The organism is Novipirellula sp. (genome assembly GCF_041583735.1).
In the GTDB taxonomy this organism is placed as follows: domain Bacteria; phylum Planctomycetota; class Planctomycetia; order Pirellulales; family Pirellulaceae; genus Novipirellula.
Window position 1 is genome coordinate 41,282 of the sequence record NZ_JBFHFD010000001.1, and the last position, 13,638, is coordinate 54,919.

General features: G+C 53.8%; 9 protein-coding genes. 3 read left to right on the forward strand and 6 right to left on the reverse strand.

Annotation, left to right across the window (positions count from 1 at the left end; translation table 11 throughout):
- Window positions 1–207 precede the first annotated feature (207 nt).
- The gene (locus tag ABX962_RS00170) at window positions 208–384 is read left to right on the forward strand and encodes a hypothetical protein (RefSeq protein ID WP_372715462.1); all 177 of its coding nucleotides are present in this window, start codon (window positions 208–210) and stop codon (window positions 382–384) included.
- Between the two features lie 96 nt (window positions 385–480).
- Here ABX962_RS00170 and ABX962_RS00175 read toward each other — a convergent pair whose 3' ends face one another.
- Window positions 481–624 carry a hypothetical protein gene (locus ABX962_RS00175; protein WP_372715464.1) on the reverse strand — a complete coding sequence of 48 codons (144 nt, stop codon included), beginning with the start codon at window positions 622–624 and terminating at the stop codon, window positions 481–483.
- 363 nt (window positions 625–987) lie between these two features.
- Between ABX962_RS00175 and ABX962_RS00180 the strand changes: the two genes are divergently transcribed.
- On the forward strand, window positions 988–2,316 hold the full coding sequence (locus ABX962_RS00180; RefSeq protein WP_372715466.1) for a sugar porter family MFS transporter: 1,329 nt from the start codon (window positions 988–990) through the stop codon (window positions 2,314–2,316).
- Between the two features lie 125 nt (window positions 2,317–2,441).
- Window positions 2,442–4,481 (forward strand): glycoside hydrolase family 32 protein, encoded by a 2,040-nt coding sequence (locus ABX962_RS00185; protein ID WP_372715468.1) that lies wholly within the window; start codon window positions 2,442–2,444, stop codon window positions 4,479–4,481.
- 887 nt (window positions 4,482–5,368) lie between these two features.
- On the opposite strand, the gene ABX962_RS00190 is transcribed toward ABX962_RS00185, so the two are convergent.
- From ABX962_RS00190 to ABX962_RS00210, 5 genes are all read right to left on the reverse strand, one after another.
- Window positions 5,369–9,982, reverse strand: a complete 4,614-nt coding sequence (locus ABX962_RS00190) for a chemotaxis protein CheB (RefSeq protein WP_372715470.1) — start codon at window positions 9,980–9,982, stop codon at window positions 5,369–5,371.
- A 680-nt stretch (window positions 9,983–10,662) separates the two neighbouring features.
- Window positions 10,663–10,869, reverse strand: a complete 207-nt coding sequence (locus tag ABX962_RS00195) for a hypothetical protein (protein ID WP_372715472.1) — start codon at window positions 10,867–10,869, stop codon at window positions 10,663–10,665.
- 108 nt (window positions 10,870–10,977) lie between these two features.
- On the reverse strand, window positions 10,978–12,348 hold the full coding sequence (locus ABX962_RS00200) for a Gfo/Idh/MocA family protein (RefSeq protein WP_372715474.1): 1,371 nt from the start codon (window positions 12,346–12,348) through the stop codon (window positions 10,978–10,980).
- 64 nt (window positions 12,349–12,412) lie between these two features.
- Window positions 12,413–12,976 (reverse strand): flavodoxin family protein, encoded by a 564-nt coding sequence (locus ABX962_RS00205; protein WP_372715476.1) that lies wholly within the window; start codon window positions 12,974–12,976, stop codon window positions 12,413–12,415.
- A gap of 84 nt (window positions 12,977–13,060) precedes the next feature.
- Window positions 13,061–13,510: a MarR family winged helix-turn-helix transcriptional regulator gene (locus ABX962_RS00210; protein ID WP_372715478.1), complete on the reverse strand. Its 450-nt coding sequence runs from the start codon at window positions 13,508–13,510 to the stop codon at window positions 13,061–13,063.
- Window positions 13,511–13,638 lie beyond the last annotated feature (128 nt).

Below are 13,638 nucleotides of genomic sequence, written 5' to 3' on the forward strand. Positions count from 1 at the left end.
GTCACGCGAGTGAGCTTCGCATAGCGAACGCTTCCAGTTTCTGGTCACAAGACCTCCGATTTTTGTTGTCCAATGCGTACTATCGTTGTCGCCGAGCGAATACACGGAGTATCAAGTTGAAGTAACCGCTGATGAAGCCGACCATGCCGCCCTACAAATGTATATTGGCAGCGGCGTACGCATTCGGGTTCGGTGGCACCTTGATTCATGCGTGAATTACAAGCCATCGCACTCAAAGAAGCTAAGAAAACCAAACCGGAACCTATAGTGACCCAGGTCAGTCGGGGCGACAGGACACCGTTAGAACTTTTTCGCTCCGGCGTCGTCGATCTGCAAACATCGCAACCTGATATTTCAGGGCGTGTGGTGGCTGTATTGGCGTGATTCGTTTACAGGACACTGGAGGACAATTGTTCGTAAGATTTCGCGCGTCGGGCGGCAGGCTGATGTGAGTGGAAGCCTCTGATTAGCCACTGAGGATTATCCAACCTCGTGCAAATCAAAATGTCGCCAACCGGCATCGGTACGCTGGACCGTTGCAAGTGTGTTGCCATCGTAAGGCCGCCTGGATTCGAATTTTGCTAGCGATTCGCGGTTAACCACGCGGTCTGCAAAAGCTTCCACGATGTGTTGTCCACAAGCACAAGAACGTCCAGCTTATCACCGTCCGACGGAAGTACCTTGACTCGGTATTCAATCGGACTCATGGGCGTCATCCAGGCCTCCGCCCGCATTAAGTTTCGAGGCCGCAAAATACGTTCCGCAACGCATCGTGTCTCGGAATCCGCGTCATGAAAGCTCTGCTCGACGTTTCGGTAGGCTCGCAACATGTAGTGTTAAAAGCATTGCGGCAATCCAAGCCTGACGCGGAGCGCACAGGCCATTTGCGCAATCTGTGACAAGGAAAGTGTAACGAGAGATGTTATATACGAAGGATAATACTATACAATGCAAATTCATCACAAGCCACAATCAGCGAGCCGACGCTTGAATCAACGACTCTTCTTTTGGTCACTCACCGCGGCACTGGCCGGCTTCCTGTTCGGTTTCGACACCGTGGTGATCTCGGGAGCGGAAAAAACGATTCAGTCGCTGTGGGAGCTGGGCGATTTCCATCACGGGCTGGCAATGAGCATGGCGCTCTGGGGCACCGTCATTGGTTCGCTGCTGGGCAGCTGGCCTACAGACCATTTCGGCCGTAAGAAGACGCTGCTTTGGATCGGAATCTTGTACTTTGTGTCCGCGATTTGGTCTGCACTCGCGAACGATTTTTACTCTTTCATGGTCGCTCGTTTTATTGGCGGATTGGGCGTTGGTATTTCGACCGTTGCCGCGCCTTTGTACATCGCCGAGATCGCGCCGCCAGAGCATCGAGGTCGCCTGGCGGGGATGTTTCAATTCAATATCGTGTTCGGAATTCTAATTGCGTTTGTTTCCAACATGCTGATTGGCAGAACGGGCGAAAACGCCTGGCGTTGGATGCTTGGCGTCGAAGCGATTCCGGCCTTAATATACAGTGCCATGTGCTTTGGCTTGCCCGAGAGTCCGCGGTGGTTAATCGGTTACAAAGAAGATCGCGAGGGTGGCACCGCGGTTTTGCGGTTGATCCATCCGGACGCTTTGGAGGGGGACATCGAAGCGAAGGCGGACGAGATCTCAGCGGTTGCTCATGAATCATCCAGCACAGGTGGATTCTGGACCGCTCGTCTCAAGACTCCGATCCTACTCGCGTTTCTAATCGCTTTCTTCAATCAGTTATCCGGCATTAACGCCATTCTGTATTTCGCACCTCGCATTTTTGAACTGAGCGGTTTGGGCGAGAAGGCGGCACTGCTACAGTCCATTGGTATCGGTGTTACCAACTTGATCTTCACTTTCATCGGCTTGTGGCTGATCGACCGTTTGGGCCGCAGGACGCTGCTTACCATCGGATCATTCGGCTACATCGCGTCGTTGGGACTTTGCGCGTGGGCGTTCTTCGCGGAGAACTATGCCATTGTACCGGCTTGCATCTTTGCATTCATCGCGGCACACGCGGTGGGCCAAGGTGCGGTGATCTGGGTTTTTATTTCCGAGATCTTTCCTAATCGCCACCGCGCCCAGGGGCAATCGCTCGGCAGTTTTACGCACTGGATTTTTGCCGCGTTGCTCACGATGTTCTTTCCATCGATGGTCACCGCTTTTGCTCCCGGGTACGTTTTCTCCTTCTTCTGCTTGATGATGGTGTTGCAACTTGTCTGGGTGAAAACCATGGTGCCGGAAACAAAGGGGCGACCACTGGAGCAAATTGAACACGAACTTGGGATGGCGGAATGAAGCGGCATCCTGCGTTTGCTCACCTCCGGGGCCGCAATGAGCTTCCCCGACGATCTCAAACAATCCGCATCGCAGGCAACTAATGAGAGTGCAGTTTTGCGATATCAACGATTTGGAAATAACTCATGAAGCCTCATTATTTATTCACGTTGTCTGTGTTGTGTCTACTCGCATGCCGGGGGCCGCTGCGAGCCGACGACGTTTTAGTAGCCGATTTCGAATCGGGAACGTATGAAGGTTGGACCATCACCGGCGAAGCATTCGGTGACGAACCGGCTAGCGGAACACTGACAAATCAAAAGGCGGTCTCCGGATTTCGCGGCAGTCGATTGGTGAACACCTTTCAAGGAGGTGATGCGTCGGTTGGAACTGCAACGAGCTCCGAGATCACGATCCAGCGTTCTTACATCGCCTTCCTGATTGGAGGCGGTCCACATAAAGAGACGGTCGGCATCGAATTGCTGGTAGACGGAAAACGCCTGCGCGCCGCAACGGGACCGGAATCGGAAGAACTCGAGTGGTCATCCTGGGACGTGACCGAGTTTGCAGGAAAGCAGGCCCGACTCAGGATATTTGACAGGGCGACCGGCGAATGGGGGCACATCGCCGTTGACCACATTATCCAGACAGATCTGGCGCCCAAGCGATTTGACCTCCAATACAAGCTTGCCGAATATCGGCAAGCCGCTGAGTATCTGAATGAACCGCTTCGTCCGCAGGCGCATTTCACTCCGGAAATCAACTGGATGAATGACCCCAACGGACTGGTGTTTCATAACGGTGAGTATCACTTGTTTTATCAGTACAACCCCGCGGGCAATTCATGGGGTCACATGAGTTGGGGGCATGCTGTCAGCCGAGATCTGACCCATTGGAAACACTTGCCGCTGGCGATACCAGAAGAAGATGGCGTGATGGCGTTCAGCGGTTGCTGCGTTGTCGATTACAAGAACTCATCCGGATTCGGCGATGGCAAAAACCCGCCAATGGTTGCTGTTTACACCGGCCATGGTCACGGCAAACAGGTTCAGAATTTGGCGTACAGTATCGACGATGGCCGCACTTGGACTCAGTACGCCGAGAACCCGGTCCTGGACATTAACATTCCTGACTTTCGTGACCCCAAAGTCTTCTGGCACGCACCCAGAAATCGCTGGGTAATGGTCGTTTCGCTGGCTGTCGACAAAATTCTGGTGTTTTATGCGTCGAGCGATCTAAAGAGCTGGGAAGAACTCAGCCGCTTTGGGCCCGCCGGCACGACGGGGAAATCGAATTGGGAATGTCCCGACTTGTTTGAACTGCCTGTCGAAAATGAACCGGGAAAAAAGTTGTGGGTTCTGGAAGCCGACATGGGTGACGGTAGCATCGCCGGTGGCAGCGGAGGTGAGTACTTTGTCGGTCACTTTGACGGCACGACATTCACCGCCAATCAGGATGCTCGTTGGGTCGACTTTGGCCGAGATTTCTATGCTCCGGTCAGCTGGTCAGACATTCCGGAATCGGATGGACGACGAATCTGGATTGGCTGGCTGAACAACTGGGAAACGTGCCTAGTGCCGACAGCACCCTGGCGCAGTTGCATGTCGGTCCCTCGTACGTTGAGCCTGCGTAAGGTGCCGGCGTTCGACGTCACAGGAGACCCCATTTACACACTGGTGCAGCGACCGGTGAAAGAACTTCGCCAACTCCACGCGAACACACTGACTCTAAACACCGATGCGGCGACCTGGCCTCCTGTTGCCGTCACGAAACGGGGCGACCTGAGCGACATGAACTTTGTTCTTGAAACAACCTTGCAACCCGCGGCGGCGCGATCGTGTGGCTTTCGTATTCGAACGGGCGAGGATGAGTTTACGGAGGTCGGCTATGACCGTGAGCCGGGCGTCGTCTACGTGGATCGAAGGAAATCCGGAAACGTCGACTTTCACAAGGCATTCGCGGGACGCCACGAGGCACCAGTCCGTCTGATCGACGGTGAAATCACACTGCAAATAATTGTCGACCGATCGTCGATCGAAGTCTTTGCAGGCGATGGCGAAGCGGTCATTAGCGACCGGATTTTCCCAACAGCGAATCATCCGATGATCGAGGTCTTTGCCGGCGACGAATCCGCAAGAGTCACAGACACCACCTTGCAGCAGCTCAAATCGATTTGGCGAAAGTGAATTCTATTTCCTGATATTCAAGCGAAACTCGCGTCAAAACGTTCTGGTTAGAATGTCTATGAGTCTTTAAAATAGCTCCTCTCTTTAAAAGCACAGCGCAGCAAAAACTGCACACCAGAAAATGTCTAGAGTGCGAAGCCAGCCTTACCGGCCTCGGCAATCCGGCGCGCGGAGGTTGCATCGACTTCAGCAGATAGCGGTTGATGCTAACTCGCGTCGGTGAGATTGACCTCCGTTGTTATGTACTGTGCACAATCAATTGCGTCCTTGTACACCGGCGTCGGATACTGAATCGCGATTCCGTTGCATCCCTGGAAGGGGCGACGGGATTTGAACTCGCTAAATGGTTCCCGAGCAAGAGGTTACGGAAGAGGATGGTTCAAGACAGCGAGATTCAAGCATGCGTTTGAACTGACATGACAAGCGAAGAAAACAGCATAAATTGTTGCTATTCAACGAGAAACAGCTCGCCGCGAATCAACGCGACGAACTATCTATCTTGTGAGTCGGGGCGACAAGACACCGTTAGAACTTTTTCGGCGCGGCGTCGTCGAGCTGCAAACATCGCAACCCCAATGTCTGCGGCCAAGTTGCGACAGTATTAGCTTGATTCGTAAGCGAAACCCACCAGCCCAATTGCACGGGCGATTTCGCACCCGCTCGTTAATCAGCCCCCGCCATCCAACGCGTTCATCGCGTGATTACCCGCGTCATTGCGTTGCTGTTGTCCAATCAACGGCACGCTTCCCGACAATGAGTTTACATGAAGTGGGCGTGCCAGCCCCTGCCTGCAAGTGCGATGCGACCAATCGAGAATCGTATCTGCCGGCCTGACTTGTAACGCATGCAACAAAACGTATATCACATTAATTCAAGAGGCTGGAACGCTACTTTCCGGTGAGTTTGGCGAGCATGCGGATCAGGTTGGCACCGTCAATCGGTTTGGCAATATGGTCGGTACAGCCAGCTTGCAGGCAGTGTTCCCGGTCACTGATCATCGCATTGGCAGTGAGCGCGATAATCGGTGCGGTGAAGCCACTGTCACGCAGTCTCTTCGCCGCTTCATAGCCGTCCATCACAGGCATTTGCATGTCCATTATCACGGCGTCGATCGGTTCGCCCGCTTGTTGTCGACGGGCAATCAACTCGACCGCTTCGAGTCCGTTGTCCGCCGTGACGACCGTGCCACCAGCTCGCTCGATAAAGTGCTGGGCCAGGAAACGGATGTCGCGACGGTCGTCCACAACCACAATGGTTGCGTTGAGCCGAATGTCGGCCGCCGATGTTTCAGCAGTCTCTGCTGCAACAACTTCGAGGGTTTCCAGCTCGTTCCCCTCGACGTGACCGCAATCGATAACGACCGTGAACGTGCTGCCTTCGCCGGGTGTGCTTGTTGCGGTCAAATCACCCCCCAAAGCTTGTGCCAACCGACGACTTATGGTTAGCCCTAGCCCGGTCCCGCCGTATTGGCGAGTATGAGAAGCGTCGGCTTGTACGAATGGCTGGAATAGCTGTTCGATCTGCTCGGTTGTAATACCAATACCAGTATCAATAATTTCAAACTGGATTTGGCACAAGGTTTCGCGCGCCGTCACGACGCCCGTTGTCTCATTGGAGGTACAGGGTGCTGCCACTAAATCGGCTGCGTCAGCGACATGTCGGATGATGATGCGGATCGAACCTTCGCGGGTGAACTTGATCGCGTTTCCGACTAGGTTAAGCAAAATCTGACGAAGCCGTAGCGGATCGGTCTGAATGATTCGCGGCAGTTTACCCACGAATTCGACCTCTAACGCGAGTCCTTGTCCTTCGGCACGCATGGACATCAATCGCGTCACGTCGCTAACGAGCACGTCCAGTCGCACCGGCTCGATATTGATCCGCATTTGTCCTGCGTCAATCTTCGAAAGATCTAGTATGTCGTTGATAATCTCCAACAGGAAGCCACCGTTGCGTCGGATCGTTTCGAGGCTTGATGCATGCTCGGTGCCTGCAAGATGTTCAACCAGGAGATCGGTGTGCCCGAGGATGGCAGTCATCGGAGTACGAATCTCGTGGCTCATATTAGCAAGGAAATCGCCGCGAGATTGGTTCGCATCTTGCGCAATCTGTTTCTCTTTCTGAAGTGATTGCTCAAAGTTTATTCGTTTGGTCACGTTCTCGAAAAGAATTGCGATGTGATTGTCGCCCGGTTCGTCGATCCGGAAGGCATAGACGTCGAAGTAGCTATTGTCCAGTTGAGCAGCACGCTGCGTGAACCGCTCGGGGGTGCCCGTTTTGGCGACTCGACCGAACGTCTCGAACCAGTGGTCTTCTAGATCCGGAACAACCTCGCTGAATCGCTTGCCCACCACATCGGTCAAGCCAGTTTGAACTGAAAAGGCCGGATTGACATCAAGGTACTCAATATCGACCGGCTTGTCTTGTTCGTCAAACAAGACTTTGAGCAAGCAAAAACCTTCGTCTACTGTGTTAAACAGCGACCGATACCGCTGCTCGAATCGACGGTGTCCGGTCGTTTCCAAGGTTACACCCGACATTGCTTTCGGCCGACCATCGTTGTCATAGGTCACACGTCCGCGATCGTACACCCAATGTATGCTCCCATCGGCCCAGCGGACACGAAGTTCGACGTCCAGCACGCCGCTGCGTAATGCGGTTTTGATCGCCTCGTCCAGCAGCGGTTGATCCTCGGGCAGCAATTGCTCGCGAAACGACTTCAGACTCCACTCTACTTCGCCGGCCTCACGGCCAAAAATTTGATTGTGGCGTGTGTTGGTGCGTGCCATGCCACTGACGACATCAAGTTCCCAAACGCCCATCTTGGCCGCCTCTAGGGCAACTTCCAATCGCTCCTTAGTCTGCTGCAATTCCAGTTCCGCCGCCTTACGCTCCGAAAAGTCGACGAACGTAATCACGACCCCCTCGATCCGATCGTCAGTACTGCGATAAGGCGACACGCGGCTGAGATACCAGCGTCCCTGTTCATCGCAAACCTCGCGGGAGATCGGAATTAACGCTTTGAGCACTTGCTCAGCGTCGTCGAGCAAATTGAGATAACCCAGTCGGCTCGTAAAGTCGCCCAGCGATCTACCGCGATCAGCGATTCGGATGTTGAACAGTTCACCGATTTTGGGTGTGAACCGCACGATCCGAAGCTCGCGATCGAGAAACAACGTAGCGACATTGGTGGATTTGAGCAGGTTTTGCAGATCGCCGGACAACTGCTTTAGTTCATCCAAGCGATGGCGGTTCTCCTGGTTGAGCGTCCGCAGCTCTTCATTCATGCTCTGCAATTCCTCCTTACTCGTTTCGAGTTCTTCCATCGTCGAGCGAAGTTCTTCGTTGGTCGATTGCAGTTCTTCGTTGGATGCTTTCATCTCTTCGCGGCTGGTTTCATACTCTTCCACGAGCACTTGCATGCGATGTCGTGAGGTTTCGAGCTCCGCTTCAAGTTCGATAAAACGAGCAGGCGCCGGTGCAATGATAGGTGTCGCTAAATCGAGATGTTGCTGCTGTTTTGTGTCCGCGAGCTGGACATCCCCGTGCTCGAAATCGACGGACAATTGGGAATTTGCATAAATCTGCTGGAGTTCGTCGAAGACCAGCAGTACGAAGCCATCGTGATCACCACCTAAGACCGGATAGGCGCTCAAGATGACTTGCAGCGATGCGCCGTCGCAAGTGATTGAAAGTGCTCGGCTGCGTTGTACGGACGCTCGCTTTCGAGCGTCATGGACAACCGCGCGGAGATCCAAGCGAAGTTCCTCGCGGACCAGCTTGAAAACATTTTGAGTGATCTCACCACCGGGAACACAGAGATATCGGCCCGCAAACTCCGTCAAGTACACCGCCTTGTCATCGGGACTGACCAACAGACTCGGTGGCCCGCAGCGGTCGACAATCGCGTAATGCAGCGTGCGGTATTCGGGCAGCGGTGCGATCGCCGACATTACCTGTGGTGGCATCCGCCCCGGACGACTGAGCGGGAACACCGGCAACCGTGGCTCAGGCGCGGGAACGTTCCGACGTCGATAAATCGACAATTTCCTTTCGTCGACGCGAAATAAATCGCTGGAGTCAACTGTTTCCGAAGTGCCAAGCACCAACGTGCCGTCTGGGCACAGCGAATAGTGGAACAAATCGATCACGTCTCGCTGCACATCTCGTTGCAAGTAGATCATCACATTGCGACAAACGATCAAATCCAGCTTCGAGAACGGTGGGTCGCCCAACAAGTTGTGCGGCGCGAAGACCACTCTTTCACGAACCTCTTTGCGAATCCGGTAGCCACCACTCTCGCATTCGAAGAATCGTTTCAGCCGCTCTGGATTGACGTCCGATTCGATATCGCCTGGATAGAACCCGTCACGCGCCTTGGCCAAAGATTGCTCGTGTAAGTCCGAGGCAAACACTTGCAAATTTGGCGGCGACTCCATAGTGGAAGTGGCTTCGATCATTAGCATCGCTAGTGAGTAAGCCTCTTCACCAGTGGCACAACCCACGCTCCATACGCGGACATCGTCCCTCGCGGATTTTCGTTTGAGCAGTTCGGGAATGATGTGCTGTTCCAGTCGCTCAAACACTTTCGGGTCACGAAAGAAATTGGTGACGGTGATCAGTAGGTCGTCGGCTAGAGCGTTGATCTCGTTGGGATCTCGCCGCAGCTCGTCAAGGTATACATCGAGCACTTCTACGTTTTGCAATTGCATCCGACGTGTAATTCGGCGGAGGATCGTCGATCGCTTGTAACGGCTAAAGTCGCGACCGGTGCGAGTGCGCAGCAAAGCAAAAACCCGCTGGATCGCCTGTTCATCGACGCAGTCGGTCGGTTCGTCATGATCAGGGTGTGGCAGCCGGGGTCGCACGCGAGCGTAGCGGGCAACGGCATCGGGAATTTCTTGGAGTGGCAAAATCAGGTCGATCACGCCGGTGGCGATTGCACTTTGCGGCATTCCGTCGTATTCACAGTCGTTCGGGTCTTGAACGACAGTCAATCCACCTTTGGCGTTAATCTCGCGAATGCCGAGCGTGCCATCGCTACCAGTGCCGGTTAGGATCACGCCGATCGAGTTGCCGTCGTGCGTGGCGGCCAGCGTACGGAAGAAGTGGTCGATCGGCGCTCGTAATGCGCGATCCGCTTCTAGTTCGGACAATCGAAGATGCGTGTCGATCGTATTGAGATTTCGGCCCGGCGGTATCACGTAGATATGCCCGGCACGCAGCTGCGTGTTTTGCGTGATCTGCTCGATCGGCAACGCCGTGTTTGCACGAATAAGTTCCGGCAGATGACTTTCGTACTCGGGCGACAAATGCATGACGATCACGAACGCCAATTGACTATCGGCAGACACTTGGGAAAAAAACACCTTCAAAGCCGACAATCCGCCCGCAGAGGCCCCAATACCCACGACAGTCGGTCCAGGGTGCTGGCTGGCGATTCGATTTTCATCGGCGGGCTCTTCGCCGTTGACTTGCGGTTGGTCGTTTTCTTTGCTCAAAGACGGTCACCATTCATTTAACACGCTTCAGAGTGGGGTGATTTCCCGCTTTTTAGTGTATTGGATTACTCTTGGCGGTGTAAGATCCGACTACCGTTGGATAATGATGCCAACAACGACACCGTTGAATTCCAGACTAACAACTGGGAGTTTTTTTTTGTCTCGGGACAACAATCCGAGATGCTCGGGGCGGCCGGTGGTAGCGGACGTTGAGCAAGCAGTGCGGATGGCGTGCTCCGGCTTCGATCTGGCTATTTTATCGAATCTCGCCCCGCCCATTTGGAAGCAATGAAATTTAGGTGGCTCGATTGTGTGGTCGTTGCTATCGTTGGCGATGGTGTGGAACTACCCCATGATTGCAACCGGGCGTGGAAGCTTCTGGACCCAATCCATGATTCATCGCTTCTCCGCGACGGCGTCAAAGACGCGATCATAGCGTGCAACGGACTGATAGTCGAAAACCTTGCAATCAGATGCTGCTGCGAACTGACGAAAGTGGCGGCCGCGCTTTGATGACCATTGAAAGCCAGCATCTCCGCAGTATGCGAGATTCCGAAAACCTTACGCCGTAAAATGCTCGACTGCCAGGCGTGAGATCGCTCTATCTTCGGTGTCCGCCCAGGGAACTCCCCTGATCTGGCGAGCCGCACTGAGGTCAACGATTGGGACACCGCAGCGTTTCAACTGACGACCGACTGAATCCTCGCGATGATCCCGTCCCCGCCCCAAGTTTCTAACCATGCGGGTGGCGGTGCGCCACGCTCCTGCTCAGTTAAACAAACCGACCAATTGCCGTGCTTTTTGGTATAGGAAATCACCCCTTCGAGCAAACCGCGGCTGTAGCCGTTTGAGGTCACAATCAGCAGGGCGACCGATCGTCGAGTCATCAGCTACAAAAAGCATAAGAGAGCGATTGCAAAACGCCGGCGTCAATATTGAGCGAGCGCCTCCGGGGTCCAAATCGATCCTCGGAGGCTGGCGACATAATGTTGTCACTACATGTTGATTTCGTAACCCTTGCGATTCTCTCGCGAAAGGAACGAATTGGCTTCTTTGTCACCGATAATTTCACGTTTAGTCGGATCCCAATTCAATTCGCGCCCCAAGCGGATCGCGATGTTTGCCAAGTGACAAGTCTCTAGCATGCGGTTGTGCGTCCAGACATCAGAGATCGGTTGTTCACGCGAGCGCATACCCTCGATGAAATTGGCGGTGTGGTTCTCGCTGACGGGACCACCATAGACCTTCTCCACTGCGTCATCAGGCAACGGATTCGTTTCCAAATCTTCGACCGGCTTGCCCGCCAGCTTGCCACGATTGACGAAGAAGCGCCCCTCCGTTCCCTCAAACAAAATGCCGTTGTCACCCTCGCTAGTGATGATCATCGGAATGTCTCCGGGCATGTTGACGCGGATTTCAAACTTGGTTGGCGAATTGTATTGATCACTGACCGTCGGATAGCCGTCTTTGTATTCAACCGGTAATGAATAGCTGAAGGGCGTCACCTTGTTTGGACCGGTATCACTCGCACCCAGTGCCCAAGTTGCAATGTCCACGTGGTGGGCACCCCAGTCGTTCATCTGGCCACCGGAGGTTTCGTACCAGTTGCGCCATGCATAGTGACAGTTGGTGAAGAGTGGCACACCGCCACCGTAGCCTTCTCGCATTTCGGGCAAGGCACGGTAGGGCACCTTTGGTACTGGGCCGAGCCACATGTCCCAATCAAGGCCTTCGGGAGCTTTGATAGCAGGGATCACTGGCGACCCCGTGGCACCGTTGATTCCACATGTAACCTTGCGGATTTCGCCAATCCGGCCGTCGCGGATCAATGCGATTGCTTTAAGAAACCGGTGATCATTTTCGGTTCGCTGCATGGTTCCGACTTGGAACACACGCCCAGTTTGCTTGACAATCTTTTCGATCAACTTGCCTTCGTCGATGGTCAAAGTCAACGGCTTTTCGCAGTACACGTCCTTGCCGGCCAGCATCGCTTCAACAGAGATCTTCGTGTGCCAATGATCCGGCGCTGCAATCATGACGGCATCAACGTCTTTGCGGTCAAGCACTTCACGGTAGTCCTTGTACCCATCAGCCTTCTTTCCAGTTTTCTTCTCAAGCTTATCGTTGATCACTCCCAGCACATTAGCGTCGACATCGGCAATGGCGGCGAAGTCCGCGAACTTGGTCGACTTGTCGGTGATTGTCCAGCCTTGGTTGCGCAACCCAATCGTGGCGAAAACGGGTCGTTCATTCGGCGAATCTTGCCCGCGGCTAACGGCGTTGGTGCTCATGAAAACGCCCGCCGCCGTGGCAGCGCTTGCCGTTTGAAGAAAATCACGTCGGTTGAAAATTGCCTTGGATTTCATTGTTGAATCTCGTTGAGATTTCAGTGGTAAAAGGAGTGGGAATGGTTGCACTCGGGTTCTGGATCTATTTGCCCAAGTCTTTGAATCGTTCATAAGTTTGGTTCAGAGGATGCGTCTCACTGCGTCCGTGGATCATACTTGCCGTCCACTCAGATAGCCTTCTTCCAAGTCGACGACAGGCCTCTTTTACGCGTTCTTCCTCGGGTGCGCCAGCGGAGATTGCTCCGTAGTGAGCCGAGAACTTGATGCCGGAATAATCGGTCAAGCCGAACACGAGAAACCCGTAGTTGATCAGGATAGACATCAACGCCATGCAGGTCCATTCTTGGCCGCCACCCCAAGCTCCGGCGGAAGAGAAAACGCAGCCGATCTTTCCGTCGCGTTTGCCCCAATTTTCGATCGGTTGCTGGTCCCACCATTGTTTCATCTGCCAGCTGACGCAGCCATAGTTGGTCGGGGAGCCGAGCGCAAGTCCGTCACACCAATCCAAATCGGTGCTGTCGGCATCTTCAATGCTACGCAGTCGGACTTCGACATCTTCAAGTTGCTGTGCACCTTCAGCAACCAGCTCCGCCATGCGCTGAGTGTTGGTAGTGTTGGAATGATAAAGAACCAAAATCTTCGTCATCGAGCCTTCCGTTTGAGTGTAAATGATTTATTAAGGATCATCTACGAAGAATCAGCGACGTTCGCGATCCGCATAGATGATTTGCTAAACGAGTGATTTTTCCAGGCTGAGCGAGCAAGCGATTTTCTGAAGCAGGGAAATCAATGTCTCTGCCTCATCCGGTGTCATGCACGCATACATGTCATCGCGAATGGATTGTCCGACCTTCCACAGTTTCCGTAGCTTTCGTTTTCCCGCGGTGGTGAGTGTTACTGTCTTAGCGCGTGAATCGGTAGGATGGCACGCCCGCTCGACCAGTTTCGTCTTTTCCAGCAACACCAGCATCGCTCGGACCGTGCTCGGATCCGAGGAAATACGGTCGGCCAATTCGCGCTGGGTCAATGCACGGCCTTCTGACAATGCTAACAAGAGTACGAATTGATCTGCGGTCACCCCATGCACATCAAACTTGGCGTCCGTATTGCGGTGAAGTGACATGTAGGCGGCACGCAGCGCCAAGGGTAACTCACGCTCTGGTTGTGTAGAGTCTTTCATCTGTTCAAGCGATGCCCTTGAGGCGGTGTAAGATTTCTCTGCCGTAGGAAAGCGTACACAAGAATCATTCGAGCTCGTAGCCCCCATTTTTTGAAACCAATAACGGCCACGAGTTGAATGTCAATTCC

Coding starts and splice junctions, on each gene's coding strand:
- ABX962_RS00200 (WP_372715474.1), bottom strand. CDS start 12,348: ATGAAATCCAAGGCAATTTTCAACCGACGTGATTTTCTTCAAACGGCA.
- ABX962_RS00205 (WP_372715476.1), bottom strand. CDS start 12,976: ATGACGAAGATTTTGGTTCTTTATCATTCCAACACTACCAACACTCAG.
- ABX962_RS00210 (WP_372715478.1), bottom strand. CDS start 13,510: ATGAAAGACTCTACACAACCAGAGCGTGAGTTACCCTTGGCGCTGCGT.
- ABX962_RS00195 (WP_372715472.1), bottom strand. CDS start 10,869: ATGACTCGACGATCGGTCGCCCTGCTGATTGTGACCTCAAACGGCTAC.
- ABX962_RS00185 (WP_372715468.1), top strand. CDS start 2,442: ATGAAGCCTCATTATTTATTCACGTTGTCTGTGTTGTGTCTACTCGCA.
- ABX962_RS00170 (WP_372715462.1), top strand. CDS start 208: ATGCGTGAATTACAAGCCATCGCACTCAAAGAAGCTAAGAAAACCAAA.